This window comes from Asanoa iriomotensis, assembly GCF_016862515.1.
Classification (GTDB): Bacteria; Actinomycetota; Actinomycetes; order Mycobacteriales; family Micromonosporaceae; genus Asanoa; species Asanoa iriomotensis.
On sequence record NZ_BONC01000011.1, the window covers coordinates 30,666 to 52,245 of the forward strand.

Below are 21,580 nucleotides of genomic sequence, written 5' to 3' on the forward strand. Positions count from 1 at the left end.
CGCCGCCGTGATGCAGCGGTCGACCGCGCCGCTGGCCCGCCGCAACCCCGTCGCCAAACTGGTTGCCGCAACGGTCTTCGCGGTCGGCATCCTGTTCACATTGGACCCGTTGACCCCGGCGCTCGCGATCGCGGCCGAGTTGGTCCTGTTGCCGCTGTTCGGTGTCCGCTACCGCACCCTGCTGCGCCGAGGGTGGCCGCTGCTGCTGTCGGTGTTCGGCGTCGTGCTGACCACCATCCTGTTCGGAGCCGACCGCGGCGGCGAGACGGTGTTCGGGCTCGGCCCGCTCGACGTGACCACGGGCGTGCTGGCCGTCGCGCTCGGGCTCGCGCTGCGGCTCGTCGCGCTCGCGCTGCCCGGCATCATGGTGTTCACCACCACGGATCCGACCGACCTGGCCGACGCGCTCGTGCAGAACGCCAAGGCGCCCGCCCGGTTCGCGATCGGCACCCTCGCCGCGTTCCGGCTCGTGCCACTGCTCGGGCAGGAGTGGCAGGCGCTGCGGATGGCCCGGCGGGCGCGCGGCATAGACGCCGGCGGCAACCCGGTGGCGGCGGCGCGGCTGTTCGCCTCGACGCTGTTCGCCCTGCTGGTCGGCGCGATCCGGCGCGGCACCCGGCTGGCGACCGCGATGGACGCGCGGGGCTTCGACAGCGGCGTGTCGCGTACGCACGCCCGTGAGCAACGCTTCACCCGCGCCGACTGGGTGTTCGTGCTCGGCGCGGTCCTGCTCACGGGAGCGATCCTCACGGTGAGCATCGCCACGGATACGTTCCGGCCCGTTCTCGGCTAATGTCACCCACCGACGCGTGCGTGACGAGGCGGTGGACGATGGGCGTACGACTGGCCGAAGTGACCGATCCGACGGCGGTCGACGCGCTCGCGCCGCCCGCGCACCGGATCCTGCAGGACCTGGTCTCCTCCGGAGCGGCGCTGGGTTGGGCGCTTCCGCCCGCCCAGAGCGAGGTCCGCGACTTGCTGACCGAGTTGGTCGAGGGCGCGGCGACGGCCGAGGCGGCGCTGCTGGTCGCCTACGCGTCCGGTGACGACATCCCGGCGGCGGTGGGATTCGACCCGCCCAAGCCGCTCCCCGACGGCAGCGTGCTCGCCGGGCTCGGCTACTGGCGTCGCTACCAGCGGCAGACCCACCGGCCGCACGCCGATCTGGAGCGGGTCGCGGTCGCGGCCGGGCACCAGGGTCGCGGGATCGGCCGGGCGCTGACCGAGGGGTTGGTGGCGAGCGCGCGCAAGGCCGGCATCGAGGTGCTCACCCTCGACGCGCGCGGCGACAACGAGCGTGCGCTGACGCTCTATCGCACGCTCGGCTTCAACGAGTACGGGCGGCTGGTCGACTTCGTCGCGGTCGGGCATCTCCGCTACGACAAGGTTTTCTACGCGCTCGACCTGCGCCACCCCTGGCCCCGCTTGTAAGGAACGGACCGTTGTTAACGCATAGCGTTAACAACGGTCCGTTCCTTACTCCTAGGCCCGCCGGAAGGCGTAGCGCTTGGGCTGCGCCGCCGGCTTGCCGCGACCGCCCTTTGTGGACGGCGTGGCGCGGTCGTGGCCGCGGTGCGACGAGGACTTGCCCCGCCGCGCCTCGCGGTTGCCGCCGAGGTCGAGGTCGGGCAGCTCCACGTTGGACAGATCGACGGTGAACTTGTCAGGTGCAGGCATGCGAAGGCCTCCGCGAAGAGGTGGAGAACAGACGGATGCCCGGCGGCGTGCGCGAAAGAAGGTAGGAATGACGCCCCGGGCGCTCGAAGACTGCCGACGAAGCGGCAGACCGGCACACAGAAATCCCTGAGGGCATCAGTAACGCATGCGACGACGGTACACCGCCGCCGCCGTGGTGCGCTAGGCCGTTTCCGGGGCGGCGGGCGGCGGCGCGATCGGGTTCGGGATCGCCCCGCCGAAGCGCCGGTCGCGCTTGGCGAACAGCTCGCACGCGTACCACAGGTGGCGCCGGTCGAAGTCGGGCCAGAGGGTGTCGAGGAAGACCAGCTCCGCGTACGCGGACTGCCAGAGCATGAAGTTCGAGGTGCGCTGCTCGCCCGAGGGCCGCAGGAACATGTCCACCTCGGGCACCTCGGGGTGGTAGAGGTAGCGCTGGATCGTCTTCTCGGAGATGCGGTCGGGGTCGACCTTGCCGGCCATGGCGTCGCGGGCGATCGCGGCCGCGGCGTCGGCGATCTCCGCCTGGCCGCCGTAGTTGACGCAGAACTGGAGCGTCAGCTTCGAGTTGCCGCGGGACATCTCCTCCGCGGTCTGCAGCTCCGAGATCACGCTCTTCCAGAGCCGCCCGGCCCGACCGGACCAGACGACCCGCACGCCGAGGTCGACGAGCTGGTCCCGCCGGCGCCGGATGACGTCGCGGTTGAAGCCCATCAGGAACCGGACCTCTTCCGGCGAGCGGCGCCAGTTCTCGGTCGAGAACGCGTACGCGGTCAGGTAGGGAATCCCGATCTCGATCGCGCCCTCGATGGTGTCGAAGAGCGAGTACTCGCCACGCTCGTGGCCGGCGGTGCGGGGCAGGCCGCGCTCCTTGGCCCAGCGGCCGTTGCCGTCCATGACGATCGCGACGTGCTTGGGCAGGCTGCCCTCGGGGAGCTTCGGCGGCCGGGCGCCCGTGACGTGCGGCGTCGGCGGGCGCACCTCGCGGCGCGCGGCCAGGCGTGACCTGATCATTTCGGTTCGTCCCCCGTCGTGCGATCGACCAGCGGCAGCGAGCGTAACCCGCGCTCGAGGTGCCACTGCAGGTGTGCGGCGACCAGCCCGCTGCACTCGCGGCGCACGCCCGCGTCGGCCGCGTCGGCGACGTGCCAGTTACCGGACGAGAGGGCGATCATCAGATCAAGCGTCGCGGGGGCGGGGTGAGCGGCACCCGGCGGTCGACAGTTCGGACAAACCGCCCCACCGGCGGGCACGGAGAACGCCTTGTGCAGGCCGCGAGTGCCACAAACCGCACATTCCGCCAACGCCGGCGCCCAGCCCGCCAGCCCCATGCCACGCAGCAGGTAGGCATCGAGCACCAGCGTCCCGGCATGCTCCCGCGCGGCCAGCGCCCGAATCGCACCGAGTGTGAGCAGGAACAACCGCAACGAGGGCTCCCGCTCGACCGGGGTGAGCCGCTCGGCGGTCTCGGCGATCGCGCTGGCGGCCGTGTAGCGGGGGTAGTCGTCGAGGAACCGCTTGCCGTAGAGCTGGACGGCCTCGACCTGACTGACGGTGTGCAGGCCGCCGCCGCCGTTGGGGTCGCCGGCGATCTGCAGGTCGACGTGCCCGAACGGCTCGAGCCGGGCCCCGAACCGCGAGGTGGTCCGCCGCACACCGCGGGCCACGGCCCGCAGCCGACCGTGCCGGCGGCTGAGCAGCGTGATGATCCGGTCGGATTCGCCCAGCTTCTGCACACGCAGCACCACCGCGTCGTCGCGGTAGAGCTGACGGCGATAGCCCGGCACCCGCCAATTGTGGTCCCTGTTTCACCGACCTGTCGCGGCGGGTGTTATGAAGATCAAAATCATGCGGTCCCGGGCCCGCGGTGGTCCGGACCGTCGCTCCCGCCGGACCCCAGGTCCACGGCCGGTCCGTATGAGACAGGACGCTGCCAACGGCTGCAACGCCGTTCGCGTCCGCGAACGAGGTCGGTCGGCGGATCCTGGTAATCGATTGCTGCTGGAGCAGCAGTGATTTACCAACGTCGGGCGAGGCCGGACGGTCCGCGGCATCCAGGACCAACAGCAGGGGTTGACGCAGGCACTCCCGCCGGGCGCCAGGTCCGCCGGTGACATCGGTCGATCTGTCGGGCTAGCGTGTCTGTCCATGACGCGCCGTCCCCGCATCGACCCGGTCGTATGGCGACCACCGGCTGCGCCGGCCCGGGCCCGCCAACGTTCCAGCGACCCGCCGATGCCGGCGCCGGCCGTCCTGCCGGTCGACGCGGTGGGCCCGGAGGACGTCGCGGTGCACCCTGACGGCCGCCTCTACACGGGGGTCGAGGACGGGCGGATCCTGCGGCTGTCGGTGTCGGGAGGCCCGGTGGCGGTGGTCGCCGAGACGGGCGGGCGGCCGTTGGGTGTCGAGGTGACGCTCGACGGTGACCTTGTCGTCAGCGACGCCTACCGGGGGCTGCTGCGGATCGACCCCGGCTCCGGCGCGGTCGAGGTGCTGGCTTCCGGTTTCCGGCTGTGTGACAACGCGGCGGTTGCCCGGGACGGCACGATCTACTTCAGCGACTCGTCGCAGCGGCACGGTCTCGACCATTGGCGGGCCGACATCCTGGAGCACACGGGCACGGGCCGACTCCTCCGCCGCGACGCGAGCGGTGCGGTCTCGGTCGTCCTGTCCGGGTTGCAGTTCGCCAACGGGGTCGCGCTGGCAGCCGACGAGTCGTTCGTGGCGGTCGCGGAGACCGGCGCATACCGGGTCAGCCGGGTGTGGCTCTCGGGCCCGTCCGCCGGGAAGCATGACGTCCTCGTCGACAACCTGCCCGGATTCCCGGACAACCTGTCGACCGGGAGCGACGGCCGCATCTGGATCGCGCTGGCGACGCCGCGCAACCCGGCGCTCGACCGCCTGCACCGGCGCTCGCCGGTGTTGCGGCGGGCGGTCTGGGCGTTGCCGACGGCACTGCAGCCGGCTCCGGCGCGCACGACCTGGGTGATTGCCGTCGACCCGACCGGCACTGTGGTCGCGGACCTGCAGACGGACGCGGGCGACTTCCACATGGTGACAGGGGTCCGCGAACACGCGGGCAGCCTCTACCTGGGCAGCTTGGCCGAGACCGGCGTCGCGGTGGTGCCGCTGGCTTCGCCAGCCCGCTGATCACTGTCAAGGAGGTGCCCGGATGCCGGCGAGGGCCTCGTCGGCATCCGGGCAGGGGCGCGGCTGTCGGTCGCCTGGGCGCGGCGACCCAGGTCGGCGAATCGGTCCGGATCAGGGCCTGCCCTGCCGATCAACGTGAGCCGGGCCGAAGTCGCAGCCGGTGGCCCCGGGATTGCCGGGATACCGGTGATCCCGGGACGCCGCCAGGCGGCACCTGGGCCCGTCGCAGGCCGCGTTGATCGGCAGGACAGGGAGGCCCTAATCAGGCGTGGCGGCAAAGCTTGCGTTAGGTGCGGGGTTGTCGTCTGCTGGCTCGTGGTCCCGCGGGTTCTGCACTCCACCGCCGATCCGCGACAGGTCCGCGCGGGCGGCGCCGCTGCTGGTGGCAGTGCCCGCGGCAGTGCCGTCGGCGCCGTACGCCGTGACGGTGATCGACTCCGGTCCGGTGTATCCACGCTCAGTCGTGTATGCCTCCGGTGGCAGCGGTTTCGCGTCGCGCACGACCCAGAACAGCGTCCATCCGGTCGCACTGTTCACCGCGACGGTGGCGTCGGACGTCTTTCCCTCCGAGGCGACAGTGATACCTCGCGCGGGCCCGCTGAATATCCCCAGATCGAGCAGTCGGCCCGGTTCGAGAAGGAGTTGGGCGCTGTAGAAACGATGGCTCGGGTCACCGGGTCGCTTGCCGGCGATGTCACCGTCCGGTGCGCGGGGCAAGCTAACCATGTCCCACGGAACGACCGAAGAGGTGGCCGAATCGCGGAACGCCACGGTGAACATCGCGTCGTCGCGGGTGCCCAAGAAGCCAAGGACGATGTCGTATTCGCGGCCGTCCGTGGCGCGGAGGACGGCACCGGTTTCGACACCCCCGCCGAGGAAATCCGGGCCCGCGCCCGGCGAGCTGGCCACAACCTGACCACCGGTCGACCCTGACTCGATGAGTGCGGACGCGACGGGAACCGCCAGGGCGACGGCCGCCAACAGCGCCGTCGCGGTGACAACGTGTCGTCGCCGCTGGAGGTGGTGGCCTCTCCGGCGAACGGCCGCCAAGTCGATGTGGCTCGGGACTACGGCGGACTCCTCGTGAAGCGCGCGGCGCAGATCCTGGATGTCTCTCATCTCCGCTCCCTCGTGCAGTTCGTAATGTTCGCCATGAACGGGTCCACAAGCTCCGGTGAAACGCGCAGCTTGGCCAGCGCACGCGCGTTGGTGCTCTTGACCGTTCCGAGTGATATGCCGAGCTCGCGGGCCGTCTCTTGCTCCGTCAGGTCGGCGAAATACCGCAACACCACGACGCCGCGTTCGCGGCGAGTCAGTTCGCGTAACGCTCGGGTGACGCTGTCACGACTCGCGATGTCGCCGTCATGCCCGCCGATGCTCGTCTCCGGCAACCGCTCGGTCGGAACCTCCGGCCGCCGCCTGCGCCTGCGCCACCAATCGGTGTGCAGGTTGACGACCGTCCGACGCGCGTAGCTGAACGCGTCAGCTGAGCGCACCCGCGACCACGAGACGTAGAGGCGGGCAAGGCCCTCGGAAACGAGATCGTCGGCGGCCGAACGATCGCCGCCAGTCAGCAGAGTGGCGAACTGCACCAGGCGGTGACCATTACCTCGAACGAACTCATCGAATCCGTCATCATCCCGCATAGGCCTCCTCGCCTTCCATCCGTCGCCTCTACTACGACGGCAGCGGCGCGGATGGTTGCGCGAGCGGAGCAACGACCCGAAATGGCATCAGGGACGGGATCGAGTCGCTCGAGGAGGTCTCGTCAGGATCTGTCAGCGGTCGAGGCCGTAGCGTTCGCGGGCCTCGCGGACTGTCTCCGGTTTGATGTCGCCCCGGCGGGCCAGGGCGGCCAGGGCCGCGACCACCACCGACTGCGGGTCCACGCCGAAGTGGCGGCGAGCCGCTTCGCGGGTGTCCGAGAGGCCGAAGCCGTCCGTGCCGATCGACGTCCAGTCCTGCGAGACCCACTGGGCGATCTGGTCCGGGACCGCGCGCATCCAGTCGCTCACCGCGACCACCGGACCCGGGGCGCCGTCCAGCGCCCGCGTCACATAGGGGATCCGCTCCTCGCCTTTCAACGCCGCCGCGTCGCAGGACAGGGCGTCGCGGCGTAGTTCGCTCCACGATGTCGCCGACCAGACGTGCGCCGCTACGCCCCAGTCCGTGGCCAGGAGGCGCTGGGCCGCCAGCGCCCAGTGGATCGCCGTCCCCGACGCCAGGAGCTGCACGGCCGGGGCATCCGCCGCCGGGTCCGCCGCGCGGAACCGGTACAGGCCCTTGACGATGCCCTCCTCAACGCCGGCGGGCATCGCGGGCTGGATCTTCGGCTCGTTGTAGACCGTCAGGTAGTAGAAGACGTCTTCCGCGTCCGGGCCGTACATCCGGCGCAGTCCATCTTGGACGATCACCGCCAGCTCGTACGCGAAGGCCGGGTCATAAGAGACCGCCGCCGGGTTCGTCGACGCGATCAGGTGTGAGTGGCCGTCCGCGTGTTGGACGCCCTCGCCCGTCATCGTCGTGCGGCCCGCTGTCGCGCCGATCAGGAAGCCTCGGCCCAGTTGGTCCGCGAGCGCCCACAACTGGTCAGCCGTGCGCTGCCAGCCGAACATCGCGTAGAAGATGTAGAACGGGATCATCGGTTCGCCGTGCGTCGCGTACGCCGTCGCGGCAGCGGTGAAGTCCGCCAGCGAACCCGCTTCCGTGATGCCCTCGTTGAGGATCTGCCCGTTCGTCGCCTCTTTGTAGTAGAGGAGCATGTCGCGGTCGACCGGGTCGTACGTCTGCCCTACCGGCGAATAGATGCCGGACGAGGGAAACAGCGACTCCATCCCGAACGTACGCGCCTCGTCCGGCACGATCGGCACCCACCGCCGGCCCGTCTCCGGGTCCCGCATCAGGTCCTTGACCAACCGTACGAACGCCATCGTCGTGGCGATCTCCTGGTTGCCCGAGCCCTTCGCCAACGCCTCGAACGGCTTGGCTGACGGCGCCGGCAGCGCCACCGGGCGCACCGCCCGTGCGGGGGCCGGGCCGCCCAGGGCCGCGCGGCGCGACAGCAGATAGCGCACCTCGGGCGAGTCGGGGCCGGGATGGGCGTACGGCATGACGTCGCCGGCAAGCGCACTGTCCGGAATGGGCAGTCCCAGCACGTCACGCAGCGCGCGGAACTCCGTACCGGTGAGCTTCTTCATCTGGTGGTTGGCGTTCCGCGACTCGAAGCCGGGACCCAGCGTGTAGCCCTTGATCGTCTGCACCAGGATCACGGTCGGCGCGCCGCGATGCGAGACGGCGGCCTGGTACGCCGCGTACACCTTGCGCGGCTCGTGACCCGCCCGCGAGTGCTGGAAGCACTCGACGATCTTCTCGTCGCTCAGCGATGCGGCCAGCGAGACCAGAGCAGGGTCGGCGCCGAAGAAGTGCTCGCGGATGTACGCGGCGTCGCGGGCCGCATACGTCTGGAACTGCCCGTCCGGCACCTCGCGGAGCCGGCGCACCAGCGCACCCGTCGTGTCCAGCGCGAACAGCTCGTCCCACGCCGAGCCCCAGAGCGACTTGATCACGTTCCAGCCCGCCGCGCGGAACTGGGCCTCCAGCTCCTGCACGATCTTGAAGTTGGCCCGCACCGGGCCGTCGAGGCGCTGCAGGTTGCAGTTGATCACGAAGGTGAGGTTGTCGAGGCCCTCGCGGCCGGCCAGGGCCAGTGCCGCCGTCGACTCGGGCTCGTCCATCTCGCCGTCGCCGAGGAACGCCCACACGTGCGAGCCGGACGTGTCCTTGATGCCGCGGTGCTGCATGTACCGGTTGAACCGCGCCTGGTAGATCGCCGACAGCGGGCCCAGGCCCATCGACACCGTCGCGAACTCCCAGAGCCACGGCAACCGGCGCGGGTGCGGGTACGACGGCAGGCCGTCACCGCCGGCCTCCTGCCGGAACCGGTCGAGCTGGTCGGCGCTGAGCCGCCCGTCGAGGAACGCGCGGGCGTAGATGCCGGGCGACGCGTGGCCCTGGATGTAGAGCTGGTCGCCGGACCCGTCGCCCTCCTTGCCGCGGAAGAAGTGCTGGAAGCCGGTCTCGTAGAGCCAGGCCGCCGAGGCGAACGTCGCGATGTGCCCGCCGAGCCCGAGCCGGCTCCCCCGGCTCACCATCGCGGCCGCGTTCCACCGGTTCCACGCGGTGATCCGCCGCTCCAACTCCGCGTCGCCGGGGAACTCCGGCTCGTCGGCGGTCGGGATGGTGTTGACGTAGTCGGTCTCCAGCAGCGGCGGCAGCCCCAGGCCGGTGCGCGCGCCGTGTTCGAGCGTGCGACGCATCAGGAAGGCGGCCCGGTCAGGCCCCGCGGCCTCCCGCACGGCGTCGAGTGAGGCGGCCCACTCGGCGGTCTCCTCCGGGTCCCGGTCCGGGATCTGGTCGAGTGCGCTTGCCGGCTTTCGCCCGATATCGGTCATCCTGCGCCACCTTCTGGGTGCTCCAACCTCTCCTCGGACTATAACCCTCTGATCGATGATCGATCAAAAGCCAAACCAAACAAGGCACGCGGGGGTACGACCAGCGTTCAGAGCTGCGGCGCGCAGCCGAGCACGTGCTCCTTGACCAGCTCACCGATCCGCGGATCCCGCCGCCGAAAGGCCTCGACGATGGCCTCGTGCTCCTCCGCGTACGACTGCTGACGGGTCCCCAACCACCGGATCGACAGGTTCGTCCACACCTCGATGCCCAGCGACTCCCAGGCGTGCGCGAGCACCGTGTTGCCGGACGCGCGCACCAGCAGCCGATGGAACTCCACCGTGTGCCGCACCTGCGCCTCGGCATCACCGCTGCGGTCCGCCGCGCGGAGAGCGGCGACCGAAGGCTCCAGGACGGCGACGTCGAGCCGGGGCGCGGCGAGCGAGGCAGCGAGCTGCTCCAGCGCCGCCCGCACGGGATAGATCTCCTCGAGATCGGCCGCGGTGAGGTTGCGGACCCGGACGCCCTTGTTGGGCGCGGACTCGATCAGCCGCAGCACTTCCAGCTCGCGCAACGCCTCCCGGATCGGCGTCTGGCTGACGTTGAGCTCCGCCGCGATCCGCCGTTCGACGATCCGCTCCCCCGGCTTCCAGCGGCCGTTGACGATCCCCTCGACGATGTACTCGCGGATCTGGCGAGGCAGCGATTGGACGACCGGCGACGCCATGGCGGGCTCTCCTCGGAAACTGACGGCTGTCTCGACAATACGGCGACGCGCACCGCTGCCCCGGCAACGGTGCGCATTCGCGGCACGAACGGATCACCGTTCGCGGGCCCGGACCCGCAGGGCCAGGGCGACCACCAGGACCAGCCCGACCAGCGCGTCGAGGGCCGGCAGGGCGAAGTTCAACACGGCGTCGAGGTGGAGCTGGGCCGGGGTGGCGGCGACCGCGAGGCCCTCGCGCGCCTGCGCCCACTGCTGCGGCGTGCCGGTCAGGTGCAGGGTGAGCCAGGCGGCGGCCAGGCCACTGGCGTCCCAGAGGGCGTGCAGCGCGGCGACGGCCACGAAGGCCAGGGCCACCGGCCGGGCCCACAGCGTCGCGCGGCCCCGGCGGCCGGCCACGGCGAACAGCGCCGCACCCGCGATCGCCGTCCACAGCCCGTGGCCGAACGGGGTCAGGATCCCGCGCAGCAGTTCCGTCTCGACGACGCCGAGCAGCGACAGGCCGTTCTGGCCGTTGAACAGCGCCTGGAACGCGTACCCGGCGCTCTCGAAAGCGGCGAAGCCGAACCCGACCGTGGCGCCGAGCACCAGGCCGTCACGCATCGTCCAGCGGCCCAGGCCGCGGGCCATCAGCCACAGCACCACGAGCTTGACGCCCTCCTCGATGAGACCGACGCCGACGAAGCCACCCGCGGAGGTGTTGTGCACCAACGCCGCCTCCAGGACCGAGGCGCCGAGTACGCCCAGCACGCCTCCGTACAGGAAGGCGGTGAAGATCTTCGGCGGGGTCAGGATGCCGTCGGCGTGGTCGAAGGCCCAGGCCACGAACGCGACCGGGACCAGGAACGCGCCGACGAGGATGATGGTCGGCACCAGGTTCGCGTTGCCGGTGACGAACGTGATGACCACAGTGGCCAGCCAGAGTGCGCCGCCGCCGAGCACGATGCGGGACCACGTCGGCAGGTGGCGGCGGGTCCTGGCCCGCGGATAGGTGATGGTGTACGGGAACGTCTGCGTCGTCATGGCTGTAGCGTCCCGCCGGCGACGGGGTCGGCGCTTCGCGGCCAGCCGCCATCCGCGCTACCGGCTAGCGGGTATCTTCGCGGTCAGCGTCGTGCCTTCGCCCGCCGGGCTGGCCACGGTCAGTCGACCGCCGAGGGCCTCGACGCGGTCGGCCAGGCCGACCAGACCCGTGCCCGCCGACCGGTCCGCGCCGCCCACACCGTCGTCGCGGACCACCAGCTCCAGCGCGCCGCCCGACTCCGCCGCAACGACCTCCACATAGGACGCCCGCGCGTGCTTGGTCGCGTTGGTCAGGGCCTCGGAGACCACGTAGTAGGCGGCCGACTCCACGTCGGCCGGCAACCGGTCCGCGAGGTCCACCCGCACCTCGACCGGCAGCGCGGCGCGGCGGGCCAGCGTGCGCAGCGCCGCGCCCAGGCCGCTGTCGGTGAGCGCGGCCGGCTGGATCCCGTGCACGAAGTCGCGCAGCTCCTCGGTCGCCGACACGAGCCCCGAGGCGATCTCGTCGACCTCGTCGCGCAACGACTCGGGTGCCTCGGCGCGCAGCGCGCGCAGGTCCAGCGCCAGCGCGACCAACCGCTGCTGCAGGCCGTCGTGCAGGTCGCGCTCGATCGACCGGCGGACGCGGAAGTCGGCGGCCACGATCCGGGCGCGGGACGCGGTCAGCTCCTCGCGGGCCGACGCCAGCCGCGCCGCCATCGCGTTGAGGGCGCGCTCCAGGTCGCCGACCTCCCCCACGCCGGTCGTGGCCAGCCGGGCGTCGAGGTCGCCACCGGCGAAGCGGCGGGCCACCGCACCGGCGCGGCGGATCGGCAGCGACACCGTCCGGGTCAGGTAGATGCCGACCAGCACGACCGCGACCAGCGACGCGGCGAGTCCGATGCCGGCGGCGGTGACCGCGCGGGTGGTCGCGGCCGAGGCCGCCCGCTCCTGCTCGGCGGCGACCGTCCGTTCCTGCGCGAGGAACGCGTCGAGCCGGTCGTCGACGGCGGCGAGCAGCACGGCCGCCGGGTCCGCGCCGCGCTGCGACCGGCGCAGGTACGCGTCGGAGGCGGCGGTCAGGTCGGCGACCCGGCTCTGCTCCCCCGCTCCCCGCAGGTCGAGCTCGGCGAGTGCCGAGGCCTGCGCCCGCACCCGGTCGGCGGCGGCGAGCTCCGCGGACGCGCTGTCGGCGACACCGAGCAGCCGCCCGCGCTGGGCCAGCGCCACGTCGCCGACGGCTCGCGACAGCCCCTCGGCCGCGATCACCGCCTCCTGCGAGGTGGCGACCCGGCCCTGCGCCTCGCGGACGGCGCCGATCGAGCCGAGCATGATCCCGAAGGCCGCCGCGGCGACGGCCGTGGGCACGCCGGCGCCGAAGAGCACCCGCCCGAGCAGACCGATCCGCACGCGCCCGCTCCTTCCACCCGGTCATGATCTGCGGCAGTACCATGGTGCCGCCCGCACGCGGTCCGACGACAGGGGCGGTCATGACGATCCGGGCGGTGCTCGCCGACGACGACGTGCTGCTGCGCGAAGGGCTGGCCGGGCTCCTGGAGCAGGCGGGCATCGAGGTCGTCGGCAAGGCCGGCGACGCCGACACCGCGGTCGCGCTGGTCGGGCGGACCGCGCCCGACATCGCCATCCTCGACGTGCGCATGCCGCCCGACCGCACCGCCGGCCTGACCGCGGCCGAGACCATCCGGTCCCGGCACCCGGGCACCGGCGTGCTGGTGCTCTCCGCGCACGTGGCCGTCGAGCACGCGCTGCAGCTGCTCAGCGCCGAGGGCGGCGTCGGCTACCTGCTGAAGAACCGGGTGACCGACGTCGCGAGCTTCGTCGAGGCGGTGCAGCGGGTCGCGGCCGGCGGCTCGGTCGTCGACCCCGACCTGGTCCGCGAGCTGGTCAACGCCCGCCGCCGGGTCGACCCGCTGGCGCCGCTGAGCCCGCGCGAGCGGGAGGTGCTGGCGTTGATGGCCGAGGGGCGCTCCAACGCCGGCATCGCGCAGCAGCTGTGGCTGGCCGAGGGGACCGTCGAGAAGCACGTCCGCAGCATCCTCGCCAAGCTGGAGCTGCCCGAGACCGAGGGCGACCACCGCCGGGTGCTGGCCGTGGTGCGCTACCTCGAGGCGCGCTGAATCGCCGCGACCGACAAGTCGGACTTGGCGACGAAACCGACCGCCGCGGAGCCGGCGAGCAGGTCGGCCACGTCGTCGGCGGCCAGCGTCGAGATCAGCAGGATGGTCCCCCCGAGCCCGCGTCGGGCCAGCGCGTCCGCGACGCCGACCCCGCTCTCCCCGCCGAGCTGCACGTCGACCAGCGAGACGTCGACCGGGGTCGCGGCGGCCGCGGCGAGCGCGTCGGCACCGGTGGCGACGGTCGCGACCACGGTCGCGCCCTCACGCTCCAGCAGCCGGCGGGCCGACCGGACGAACCGCTCGCTGTCGTCGACGATGAGACACCTCACCGGACCACCATGACGCGCGGGACCGCCCGCGGGCATCCCGGCTAGCCGGCATCTTCGCCGCGAGCGACAGCTAGATCCGCGGGCCGGGGGCGCCGGCGGTCCAGCGGGAGACCACCGCGTCGTGGCGGCGCTCCTCAAGCTGGGCCGGCGCGCCGGCCCGGTCCCAGCGCCAGAGCAGCGTGGGCCGCTCGGCGGATCCGGCTTCCACGGCGGCGGGTGCCGGCGAGACCGGGATCGGCAGCGGCCGACGGCGGCGGGCGCCGGGCAGCAGCGTCGCGGGGCGCCGGGCGGACAGGTCCTCGACCCAGCCGAACGCCGCCACCGCGGCCGTGACCAGGAGGACCACGAAGACCAGCCGGACCGCGACCCGGTCCACCTGCAGGCCCTCGTAGCCGAACGGCGCCGTGGCCCAGGCCACCAGGATCACGATCGGCATGTGCCAGAGGTAGATCGTCAGCGCGCGCGAGTTGAGCACCGTGACCGCCCGGTCGAACCAGCCCCAGCGGGTGATCCACTCGGCGCGGGACGGCATGAAACCGAGCGCGACGAGGATCAGGCCCGCCGACCACAGCGCGTTGCCGAGCGGGATGTCGTTGAGGTCGTACCCGCGGAAACCGGGATGCGTCAGGATCCAGGCCAGTCCGGTGGCGCAGAGCACCGCGGCGGCGATCGCGAGGACCGTGCGCGACCAGCGCCGCAGCAGGCCGTCGTGGTGGGCGAAGCCGAGCATCCAGGCACCGAAGTAGAGGCCGAAGTCGCGCAGCACCGGCGGGCCGGAGAGCAGGCCGAGCTCGAAGACCACCAGCAGGAGGTACGGCGCGACGAGCATCGGCACGGGAGCGCGGCGGAACAGCCACAGCGCGAGCGGGGAGGCGAGCACGAACCAGAGGTAGTCGCGCAGGTACCAGATCGTGCTCAGCGCCAGCGCGCCCCAGTGGTTGGCCGGCGGGTCGGCCAGCGGCACCACCCACAGCAGAAACTTCCAGTGCGCGTCGAGCCCGGTCAGCCACATCGCGGGCACGAACACCGCGGACACCAGCCACAGCGACGGCAGCAGGCGGCGCAGCCGGCGACCCACCGCGCGCACGCCGGAACGGTCCAGTGAGGACGCCATCAGCGAGCCGCCGAGCGCGAACATCACGGACATCGCGGGCAGGAACGAGAGCAGCGTCCACCCTGACGTGTGGTAGACGACGACACGCGCGATCGCGACGCCGCGCAGGAGGTCTATGTAACGGTTCCGCATCGCGCCAAGCCGTACCCCGGTGCCTTTCACCTTCAAACCTCGACCACCCGTGAGCAACTCCACATCACCAGTGGGGCTTGCCCAGCGGCAGCGCGCCGAACACCCCACCGAGGTGCGCGTGCGCGGCCGCGTCGCTGGGCGCGGCCAGGTGGGCGACGGTGGCGGAGTCGTCCGCGGGCGTGTAACCGACGTCGCGGTCGAGCGCGAGCCAGCCCGCGGAGTTCGCGCTCACACCCCACACGACGCGAAAGCCGGTGACCGGGGTGTCGACGAGCGCGCGGAAGAGGCGCACGCAGTCGTCGGGCGACAGCCAGATCGGGACGTCCACTTCGGACAGCGGCGTCGCCTGGAACGCGCCGATCCGCACCGCGAACACCGTCATCGCGAAGCGGTCGCTGTAGAGACTGCCGAGGGACTCGATCGCGCCCTTGGTCCAGCCGTAGAAGGTGTCGGGTCGGGGCGCGGACTCCGCCGGCAGCGCGGTCGCGGTCCGCGTCCGGAAGCCGGCCGCGTGGATCGACGAAGCCAGGATCACCTTGGGTACGCGCGCCAGCCGCGCCGCCTCCAGCACGGTCCGCGTGCCGTCGAGGTTGACCCGCAGGAGGTCTTCCCAGAGCGCCTCGCTCGGTATGCCGGCGAGGTGGATGACCGCGTCGACGCCGGCGCAGGCGGCGACCATGGCGTCCAGGTCACCGATCACGCCGCGCACGGTCTCGACACCGTCCCGCGGCTCCTGCGCCGCCACGTCGAACGAACGCACCTCGTAGTCAATGGAGAGACGCTCAGTGAGGAGGCTGCCGATCCGACCGGCGCCCCCGGTGATCAGCACCCGCGGCATCGGTCGTCCCTCCAAAAGATCATGGCCCGGACAGTCTAATGCCGCCAGATGGACGGATCCTGTGCGAGTGCTGGGTCAGAAACCCAGCTTGCGGAGCTGCCGCGGGTCGCGCTGCCACTCCTTGGCGACGCGGACGTGCAGGTCGAGGTAGACCCGGCGGCCCAGCAGCGCCTCGATCTCCTGGCGGGAGCGGGTGCCGATCTCCTTGAGCCGGCTCGCCCGTGCGCCGATCACGATGGCCTTCTGACTCTGGCGCTCGACGTACACGTCGGCGTAGATCTTGGTCAGGTCGCCCTCGTCGAACATCTCCTCGACCACGACGGCGATCGAGTGGGGCAGTTCGTCGCGGACGCCCTCCAGGGCCGCCTCGCGGACCAGTTCCGCGATCAGCACCTGCTCGGGCTCGTCGGTGATCATGTCGTCGGGGTAGAGCCGCGGCGACTCTGGCAGGAAGCCGGTCACCACGTCGACCAGGGTGTCGACCTGTGCGCCGGTCTGCGCGCTGACCGGGACCACGGCGGCGAAGTCGGCCAGCTCGCCGACGGCCGCGAGCTGACGCGCCAGCGTCGCCTTGTCGACCAGGTCGGTCTTGGTGACGACGGCCAGCACGGTGGCCTTGAGCTCGCTCAGCTCGCCGGTGATGAACCGGTCGCCGCGGCCGACCGGCTCGTTGGCGGGGATGCACAGGCCGATCACGTCGACCTCGCTCCAGGTCGTCCGGACCAGGTCGTTGAGGCGCTCGCCGAGCAGCGTCCGCGGCCGGTGCAGCCCGGGGGTGTCGACCAGCACGAGCTGCGAGTCGTCGCGGTGCAGCACCGCCCGGATCACGTGGCGGGTGGTCTGTGGCTTGCTGGACGTGATCGCGATCTTCTGCCCGACGATCGCGTTGGTCAGCGTGGACTTGCCGGCGTTGGGGCGCCCGACGAAACAGGCGAAACCAGCGTGGAAGCTCATGCCGTGACCGTGCCCAGGACCTTGCCGTCCGGCGCGGCCAGGTGGATCGGCGCGTCGGCGGAGAGGTCGCGGACCACGGCGTGGCCGGGCCCGTCGAGGGTGCTGGCCTCGGTGACCACCGCGGCCGCCTCGATCTTCGTGGCACCGGCGGCGGCCGCCGAGGCGACGGCGAGCTGGAGCGCGGTCATCGTCAGCGAGGGCAGGGCCACGGTCGCCGCGGCGTACGTGCGGCCGTCCTGGTCGCGCACCGCGGCACCCTCCACGGCGGCGGCGCGGGCCCGGGCGGCGCGCGCCAGGGTCACCAGCTTGGTGTCCTCGGCGTCGAGCTCGGCGGGCGGCCCGAGCTGGGGCGACTCAAACATCCGCTGGTTGCCTCTCGTCACTGTCTTCGTTGTTGTCGTCGTTGTCGTGTGAGGCCCGGCGGACCAGCACCGTGTCGATCCGGTTGCGGCGGCCGACCACGCCCTCCGCGACCATGTGCAGGCCGTCGACGGTGGCCTCGGCTCCCGGGATCGGCACGCGGCCGAGCGCCTGGGCCAGCAGGCCGCCGACCGTCTCCACCTCGTCGGTGGGCAGGTCGACGTCGAACAGCTCGCTCAGGTCCTCGACCGGCACGCGCGCCGCGACCCGGACCGCGCCGTCCGCGAGGTGCTCGATCGGCGGGCGCTCGTTGTCGTACTCATCCGTGATCTCGCCGACGATCTCCTCCAGGATGTCCTCGATCGTGACGAGGCCGGCGGTGCCGCCGTACTCGTCGACGACGATGACCAGGTGGGTGCGCGCGGCCTGCATCTCGGAGAGCAGGTCGTCGACGGGCTTGGACTCGGGGACGAACGTGGCGTCCCGCATGATCTCGGAAACCGGCACGTCGGGCTCCCGGTCCAGGTCGCCCTCGCTGCGCCGGATCACGTCCTTGAGATAGAGGATGCCGAGCACGTCGTCGACGTTCTCGCCGATCACCGGTATCCGTGAGAAGCCGGAGCGCAGGAACAGCGCCAGCGCCTGGCGCCCGTTCTTCCCGCCCTCGATCCAGACCATGTCGGTGCGCGGCACCATCACCTCGCGGGCGATCGTGTCACCGAGCTCGAACACCGAGTGGATCATCTGGCGCTCGCCGCTCTCCACGACGCCACGCTGCTCGGCCAGGTCGACCAGCTCGCGCAGCTCGACCTGGGTGGCGAACGGGCCTTCGCGGAAGCCGCGCCCGGGTGTCACCGCGTTGCCGATCAGGATCAGCAGCGAGGCGAGCGGGTTGAGCGCCCGGCCCAGCCAGCGCACGAGCGGCGCGGTGGCGCGGCCGACCGCGTAGGCGTTCTGCCGGCCTATCGTCCGCGGCGCGACGCCGACCACGACGAAGCTGACGACCGTCATCGCACTGGCCGTGACCAGCGCCGCCCGCCAGCCGGCACCCCAGGTGTCGACGGCGACCAGCGCGGCCAGGGTCGTGGCGGTCAGCTCGCAGATCAGCCGCAGGAGCAGCAGCAGGTTGATGTGCCGGACCGCGTCGGAGGCGACGATCTGCAGCGTGCGGGCCCCGCGGACGCCCTCGCGGGCCAGCTCACCGGCGCGGGCCGGTGACACCGCGCCGAGGGCGGCGTCGGTCATCGCGAAGAACCCGCCGAGAACGACGAGCCCCGCGGCGATCAGGAGGAGCTGGATGTCGGGCAACCCCGGTTGGATCGCGGCGGCGTCGGCGGCTAAGTGGATCACCGGGTTCGCGCCGCCCGCCAGCCGGTCAGGAGCCGCGACTGCAGCTCGAACATCTCCCGCTCCTCGTCCGGCTCCGCGTGGTCGTAGCCGAGCAGGTGGAGGACCCCGTGCACGGTGAGCAGGTGCAGCTCGTCGGCGGCGGTGTGGCCGGCGGTGACCGCCTGCTTGGCGGCCACCTCGGGGCACAGCACGATGTCGCCGAGCAGAGCCGGCTCGCTGCCGGTGATCTCACCGGGACCGTGGTCGACGCTGCCCTCGTCCATGGGGAAGGCGAGCACGTCGGTGGGGCCGTCACCGCCCATCCAGCGGTGGTTGAGCTCGGTCATGTAGTCGACGTCGACGAGCAGCACGGACAGCTCGGCGAGCGGGTTGACACCCATCTCGTCGAGGGCGTGGCGGGCGACGGCGAGCACCTCGTCGGTGTCGACGGCGACGCCCGACTCGTTGGCGATCTCGATGGACAACACTGCCTCTTTCGGAAAAAGCTATCGGCGCCGGCTGCCGCGCTGGGCGGCCGCGCCCCGGCCGGGCACCGCGTGCACGCCCTGGGCCTGCAGCGCCTCACGCTCGGCGTCCCACTTGCCATAGGCGTCGACGATCTCGCCGACGAGTCGGTGGCGCACCACGTCGCTGCTGCTCAGCGTCGCGAAGTGGATGTCGTCGAGCCCGTCGAGGATCTCACGGACCAGGCGCAGGCCACTGGTCGAGCCGCCGGGCAGGTCGACCTGGGTGATGTCGCCGGTGACGACCACCTTGGAACCGAACCCGAGCCGGGTCAGGAACATCTTCATCTGCTCGGGCGTCGTGTTCTGGGCCTCGTCGAGGATGATGAACGCGTCGTTGAGCGTGCGGCCGCGCATGTAGGCCAGCGGTGCGACCTCGATCGTGCCCGCCGCCATCAGCTTCGGGATCGACTCCGGGTCGAGCATGTCGTGCAGCGCGTCGTAGAGCGGCCGCAGGTAGGGGTCGATCTTCTCGTAGAGCGTGCCGGGCAGGAAGCCGAGCCGCTCACCCGCCTCGACCGCCGGCCGGGTCAGGATGATCCGGTTGACCTGCTTGGCCTGGAGTGCCTGGACGGCCTTGGCCATGGCCAGGTAGGTCTTGCCGGTGCCGGCGGGGCCGATGCCGAAGACGACGGTGTTCTCGTCGATCGCGTCGACGTAGCGCTTCTGGCCGAGCGTCTTGGGGCGGATGGTGCGCCCGCGCCGGGACAGGATGTTGAGGGTGAGCACCTCCGCCGGGCGCTCGACGGTGCCCTGCTCGAGCATCCCGACGGTGCGCCGGACCGCGTCGGTGGTCAGCGTCTCGCCCTTCTGGATCAGCTCGAGAAGCTCCGTGAAGAGGCGCTCGGCCTGCGCGTTCTCCGCAGGGGCGCCGGTGATGGTGATCTCGTTGCCGCGCACGTGGACGTCGCTGGCGACCGAGCGTTCGACGAGTCGCAGGATCTCGTCTCCCGCGCCGAGGAGGTTGACCATGATCTGCGGGTCAGGGACCGTGATCTTGGTCTGCACCCGGGGCTGGCCGGGGGGTGGAGTGCCGGTCATAAGTCGGACCCGCGGGCCCTGCGCCACCTGCTCTCATCTCGTGCGGACGTAGGAGTCAATCGTATCGGTTGAACGTCGTGCTCACCGCGCCCATTTCCGGCTCATGCGGTGAAGGAGTGCCCCTCGAACGTCTGCTGGTCCCGGGTGAGCCGGTAGGTGGCCCAGTGCATCCGCACGACCCGCCCGTCGGCGGCACGCGTCAACCGGAGCAACTCGCCAACCTCACGACCGGATACGGTACGCAGAATGTCCGGATTGTCGGTTGATGGGCGGAACACGGCCGGCGGCCGGCCCGCCGGGTCGGCGGCGCCCCGGGACCGCAGCGCCCCGTCGTGCCAACTGAACACCTGCTCGAAGCCCTCGCTCCACCAGCGCCCCAGCACCGACCGGTAGGCCTCCGGCGCCGGCTCCCCCGGCGTCCAGGGCTCGATCTCGGCCGGATCCTGCTCGGCGGCCGCGTCGAGCAGCTTGTGCGGCAGGTCCACGGTCTCCAGCGCGGTGCCCGAGGCGCCCAGCACCGCGGCACCGAACCCGGCCGGGCCGGGCTGGCCGGTCAGCGCCCGCGGTCGCCCGTAGACGCCGGCCAGGAAGCCGGGCATCGCGCCGTCGTGCCCCACGTGCACCACCCGGTCGCCGCGCGGCACGAGGATCAGCCCGAGGCCGAAGCCGACCGCCCAGAGCCCCTGGTCGGTGGTGGTGGCCGGCCAGCGCATCTCGTCGAGCGTGGCGGGCGCCAGCACGGCGCCGGCCGGGTCGACGGCGGCCGGGTCGGCGAGGAACGCCGCCCACTTGGCCATGTCGGCGGCCGTGCTCCAGAGCTGGGCGGCCGGGCCGACCGCACCGAAGTCCAGCGGCGGCTCGGGGCGGGCGGCGTCGGAGTACGCGTCGACCAGGTAGCCGGTCGTCGCGTTCTCGGGCCGGGCGACCGAGGTGCCGGTCAGGCCCAGCGGGCCGAGCACCTCGGCGGCGAGCACCTCGCCCCAGGTGCCGCCGCGCAGCCGGCCGACCGCCAGGCCGAGCAGGGCGACGCCCAGGTTGGAGTAGTGGAACCGGCGGGCCGGCGGCAGCACCCGCTCGACCCGCTCGAGGTCGGCGACGAGCGTGACGGCGTCCGGCGCGACCAGGGTGTCCCAGACGTCGCCGTAGGGCTCGCGCTGGATGCCGCTGGTGTGCGAGAGCAGCCGGCGGACGGTCAACTCGCCGTGCGCGGACACGTCGAGGTGCCGGCCGATCGGGTCGTCGAGGTCTAGCAGGCCGGCGTCGCGGGCCCGCATGACCAGCACCGCGGTGAACGTCTTCGTGACCGAGCCGATGCGGAAGGCCGCGTCGGGCGCGGCGCCGACCGAGTGGGTCCACAGCGGACGGTCGGCGCGGTGCACGGCGGCGGACAGCGCCGGGATGCGGGCCTGGGCCTGTGTCTCCCGGACCAGCCGGTCGAGCGCCTTCACTTGCAGACCATCGGGCCGACGGGCTCGCCGCCGAGCACGTGCGCGTGGACGTGGTCGACCTCCTGGCCGCCGTACAAGCCGGTGTTGAAGATCGTCCGGAAGCCGTCGGCCAGCAGGCCCTCGCTCTCGGCGACCACCGCCACGGTTTCCATCAGGTCGCTGGTCAGCTCCCGGTCGGCAGTGGCGAGGGTGGCGATGTCGACGTAGTGCTCCTTCGTCACCACGAGCACGTGCACCTCGGCCTTGGGGTTGATGTCGCGGAAGGCCAGCGTGGTGTCGGTCTCGCGGACCACGGTCGCGGGCAGCTCCCCGGCGACGATCCGGCAGAACAGGCAGTCGGTCACGAGGGCGATCGTAGTTAGCGACCAATAAGG

Annotated in this window: 23 protein-coding genes; 4 read left to right on the forward strand and 19 right to left on the reverse strand. The window is 71.9% G+C overall.

Annotation, left to right across the window (positions count from 1 at the left end):
* Positions 1 to 10: 10 nt before the first annotated feature.
* A complete protein-coding gene (locus Air01nite_RS10290) occupies positions 11 to 793 on the forward strand; it encodes an energy-coupling factor transporter transmembrane component T family protein (protein ID WP_203701867.1) in 783 nt (260 codons plus the stop codon).
* 20 nt (positions 794 to 813) lie between these two features.
* Positions 814 to 1,431: a GNAT family N-acetyltransferase gene (locus Air01nite_RS10295; RefSeq protein WP_239090633.1), complete on the forward strand. Its 618-nt coding sequence runs from the start codon at positions 814 to 816 to the stop codon at positions 1,429 to 1,431.
* Positions 1,432 to 1,482: 51 nt separating this feature from the next.
* Here the strand turns inward: Air01nite_RS10295 and Air01nite_RS10300 are convergent, their stop codons facing one another.
* The 3 genes from Air01nite_RS10300 to recO all read right to left on the reverse strand — a co-directional run bounded on the left by Air01nite_RS10300 (position 1,483) and on the right by recO (position 3,461).
* Positions 1,483 to 1,677, reverse strand: a complete 195-nt coding sequence (locus tag Air01nite_RS10300) for a hypothetical protein (protein WP_203701767.1) — start codon at positions 1,675 to 1,677, stop codon at positions 1,483 to 1,485.
* 180 nt (positions 1,678 to 1,857) lie between these two features.
* Entirely contained in the window at positions 1,858 to 2,688 is an 831-nt protein-coding gene (locus tag Air01nite_RS10305; RefSeq protein ID WP_203701768.1) for an isoprenyl transferase, read from the reverse strand.
* A complete protein-coding gene (gene recO / locus Air01nite_RS10310) occupies positions 2,685 to 3,461 on the reverse strand; it encodes a DNA repair protein RecO (RefSeq protein WP_203701769.1) in 777 nt (258 codons plus the stop codon). The genes Air01nite_RS10305 and recO overlap by 4 nt, the downstream gene beginning before the upstream one ends.
* Positions 3,462 to 3,822: 361 nt before the next feature.
* Here recO and Air01nite_RS10315 point away from each other — a divergent pair, with 361 nt between their 5' ends.
* Positions 3,823 to 4,824, forward strand: coding sequence for an SMP-30/gluconolactonase/LRE family protein (locus Air01nite_RS10315; protein WP_239090634.1), 1,002 nt, complete (start codon positions 3,823 to 3,825; stop codon positions 4,822 to 4,824).
* A gap of 258 nt (positions 4,825 to 5,082) precedes the next feature.
* Here the strand turns inward: Air01nite_RS10315 and Air01nite_RS10320 are convergent, their stop codons facing one another.
* The 6 genes from Air01nite_RS10320 to Air01nite_RS10345 all read right to left on the reverse strand — a co-directional run bounded on the left by Air01nite_RS10320 (position 5,083) and on the right by Air01nite_RS10345 (position 12,409).
* The gene (locus Air01nite_RS10320) at positions 5,083 to 5,943 is read right to left on the reverse strand and encodes a hypothetical protein (RefSeq protein ID WP_203701770.1); all 861 of its coding nucleotides are present in this window, start codon (positions 5,941 to 5,943) and stop codon (positions 5,083 to 5,085) included.
* Positions 5,940 to 6,470 (reverse strand): SigE family RNA polymerase sigma factor, encoded by a 531-nt coding sequence (locus tag Air01nite_RS10325; protein ID WP_203701771.1) that lies wholly within the window; start codon positions 6,468 to 6,470, stop codon positions 5,940 to 5,942. Before Air01nite_RS10325 ends, Air01nite_RS10320 begins: the two co-directional genes overlap by 4 nt.
* A 132-nt stretch (positions 6,471 to 6,602) precedes the next feature.
* Entirely contained in the window at positions 6,603 to 9,275 is a 2,673-nt protein-coding gene (aceE, locus tag Air01nite_RS10330; RefSeq protein ID WP_203701772.1) for a pyruvate dehydrogenase (acetyl-transferring), homodimeric type, read from the reverse strand.
* 107 nt (positions 9,276 to 9,382) lie between these two features.
* Positions 9,383 to 10,000 (reverse strand): GntR family transcriptional regulator, encoded by a 618-nt coding sequence (locus Air01nite_RS10335; RefSeq protein ID WP_203701773.1) that lies wholly within the window; start codon positions 9,998 to 10,000, stop codon positions 9,383 to 9,385.
* 93 nt (positions 10,001 to 10,093) lie between these two features.
* Positions 10,094 to 11,020, reverse strand: a complete 927-nt coding sequence (locus Air01nite_RS10340) for a PrsW family intramembrane metalloprotease (RefSeq protein ID WP_203701774.1) — start codon at positions 11,018 to 11,020, stop codon at positions 10,094 to 10,096.
* Between the two features lie 57 nt (positions 11,021 to 11,077).
* The gene (locus tag Air01nite_RS10345) at positions 11,078 to 12,409 is read right to left on the reverse strand and encodes a sensor histidine kinase (RefSeq protein WP_203701775.1); all 1,332 of its coding nucleotides are present in this window, start codon (positions 12,407 to 12,409) and stop codon (positions 11,078 to 11,080) included.
* A gap of 86 nt (positions 12,410 to 12,495) precedes the next feature.
* Here Air01nite_RS10345 and Air01nite_RS10350 point away from each other — a divergent pair, with 86 nt between their 5' ends.
* Positions 12,496 to 13,137, forward strand: a complete 642-nt coding sequence (locus tag Air01nite_RS10350; RefSeq protein WP_203701870.1) for a response regulator transcription factor — start codon at positions 12,496 to 12,498, stop codon at positions 13,135 to 13,137.
* On the opposite strand, the gene Air01nite_RS10355 is transcribed toward Air01nite_RS10350, so the two are convergent.
* The 10 genes from Air01nite_RS10355 to Air01nite_RS10400 form a co-directional block, all read right to left on the reverse strand.
* Positions 13,119 to 13,466, reverse strand: coding sequence for a response regulator (locus Air01nite_RS10355; RefSeq protein ID WP_203701776.1), 348 nt, complete (start codon positions 13,464 to 13,466; stop codon positions 13,119 to 13,121). The genes Air01nite_RS10350 and Air01nite_RS10355 overlap by 19 nt on opposite strands.
* Positions 13,467 to 13,536: 70 nt before the next feature.
* On the reverse strand, positions 13,537 to 14,712 hold the full coding sequence (locus Air01nite_RS10360; protein WP_203701777.1) for an acyltransferase family protein: 1,176 nt from the start codon (positions 14,710 to 14,712) through the stop codon (positions 13,537 to 13,539).
* A gap of 64 nt (positions 14,713 to 14,776) precedes the next feature.
* Positions 14,777 to 15,550, reverse strand: a complete 774-nt coding sequence (locus tag Air01nite_RS10365; RefSeq protein ID WP_203701778.1) for an NAD-dependent epimerase/dehydratase family protein — start codon at positions 15,548 to 15,550, stop codon at positions 14,777 to 14,779.
* 75 nt (positions 15,551 to 15,625) lie between these two features.
* Positions 15,626 to 16,504 (reverse strand): GTPase Era, encoded by an 879-nt coding sequence (gene era, locus Air01nite_RS10370; protein ID WP_203701779.1) that lies wholly within the window; start codon positions 16,502 to 16,504, stop codon positions 15,626 to 15,628.
* The gene (locus Air01nite_RS10375) at positions 16,501 to 16,866 is read right to left on the reverse strand and encodes a cytidine deaminase-like protein (protein ID WP_203701780.1); all 366 of its coding nucleotides are present in this window, start codon (positions 16,864 to 16,866) and stop codon (positions 16,501 to 16,503) included. The genes era and Air01nite_RS10375 overlap by 4 nt, the downstream gene beginning before the upstream one ends.
* Positions 16,859 to 18,211, reverse strand: a complete 1,353-nt coding sequence (locus Air01nite_RS10380; protein WP_373310372.1) for a hemolysin family protein — start codon at positions 18,209 to 18,211, stop codon at positions 16,859 to 16,861. Before Air01nite_RS10380 ends, Air01nite_RS10375 begins: the two co-directional genes overlap by 8 nt.
* The gene (gene ybeY / locus Air01nite_RS10385; RefSeq protein ID WP_203701782.1) at positions 18,211 to 18,678 is read right to left on the reverse strand and encodes an rRNA maturation RNase YbeY; all 468 of its coding nucleotides are present in this window, start codon (positions 18,676 to 18,678) and stop codon (positions 18,211 to 18,213) included. The genes Air01nite_RS10380 and ybeY overlap by 1 nt, the downstream gene beginning before the upstream one ends.
* 21 nt (positions 18,679 to 18,699) lie before the next feature.
* Positions 18,700 to 19,758, reverse strand: coding sequence for a PhoH family protein (locus tag Air01nite_RS10390; protein ID WP_203701783.1), 1,059 nt, complete (start codon positions 19,756 to 19,758; stop codon positions 18,700 to 18,702).
* 101 nt (positions 19,759 to 19,859) lie between these two features.
* Positions 19,860 to 21,206 (reverse strand): serine hydrolase domain-containing protein, encoded by a 1,347-nt coding sequence (locus tag Air01nite_RS10395; RefSeq protein ID WP_203701784.1) that lies wholly within the window; start codon positions 21,204 to 21,206, stop codon positions 19,860 to 19,862.
* Entirely contained in the window at positions 21,203 to 21,550 is a 348-nt protein-coding gene (locus tag Air01nite_RS10400) for a histidine triad nucleotide-binding protein (protein WP_373310367.1), read from the reverse strand. The genes Air01nite_RS10395 and Air01nite_RS10400 overlap by 4 nt, the downstream gene beginning before the upstream one ends.
* Positions 21,551 to 21,580: the final 30 nt, after the last annotated feature.

What these genes read in the sequence shown, in the direction of transcription:
- Air01nite_RS10290 (WP_203701867.1), top strand. Translation starts at nt 11, where the DNA reads ATGCAGCGGTCGACCGCGCCGCTGGCCCGCCGCAACCCCGTCGCCAAA.
- Air01nite_RS10300 (WP_203701767.1), bottom strand. Translation starts at nt 1,677, where the DNA reads ATGCCTGCACCTGACAAGTTCACCGTCGATCTGTCCAACGTGGAGCTG.
- Air01nite_RS10305 (WP_203701768.1), bottom strand. Translation starts at nt 2,688, where the DNA reads ATGATCAGGTCACGCCTGGCCGCGCGCCGCGAGGTGCGCCCGCCGACG.
- Air01nite_RS10315 (WP_239090634.1), top strand. Translation starts at nt 3,823, where the DNA reads ATGACGCGCCGTCCCCGCATCGACCCGGTCGTATGGCGACCACCGGCT.
- Air01nite_RS10320 (WP_203701770.1), bottom strand. Translation starts at nt 5,943, where the DNA reads ATGAGAGACATCCAGGATCTGCGCCGCGCGCTTCACGAGGAGTCCGCC.
- Air01nite_RS10325 (WP_203701771.1), bottom strand. Translation starts at nt 6,470, where the DNA reads ATGCGGGATGATGACGGATTCGATGAGTTCGTTCGAGGTAATGGTCAC.
- aceE (WP_203701772.1), bottom strand. Translation starts at nt 9,275, where the DNA reads ATGACCGATATCGGGCGAAAGCCGGCAAGCGCACTCGACCAGATCCCG.
- Air01nite_RS10335 (WP_203701773.1), bottom strand. Translation starts at nt 10,000, where the DNA reads ATGGCGTCGCCGGTCGTCCAATCGCTGCCTCGCCAGATCCGCGAGTAC.
- Air01nite_RS10340 (WP_203701774.1), bottom strand. Translation starts at nt 11,020, where the DNA reads ATGACGACGCAGACGTTCCCGTACACCATCACCTATCCGCGGGCCAGG.
- Air01nite_RS10360 (WP_203701777.1), bottom strand. Translation starts at nt 14,712, where the DNA reads ATGCGGAACCGTTACATAGACCTCCTGCGCGGCGTCGCGATCGCGCGT.
- Air01nite_RS10365 (WP_203701778.1), bottom strand. Translation starts at nt 15,550, where the DNA reads ATGCCGCGGGTGCTGATCACCGGGGGCGCCGGTCGGATCGGCAGCCTC.
- era (WP_203701779.1), bottom strand. Translation starts at nt 16,504, where the DNA reads ATGAGCTTCCACGCTGGTTTCGCCTGTTTCGTCGGGCGCCCCAACGCC.
- Air01nite_RS10375 (WP_203701780.1), bottom strand. Translation starts at nt 16,866, where the DNA reads ATGTTTGAGTCGCCCCAGCTCGGGCCGCCCGCCGAGCTCGACGCCGAG.
- Air01nite_RS10390 (WP_203701783.1), bottom strand. Translation starts at nt 19,758, where the DNA reads ATGACCGGCACTCCACCCCCCGGCCAGCCCCGGGTGCAGACCAAGATC.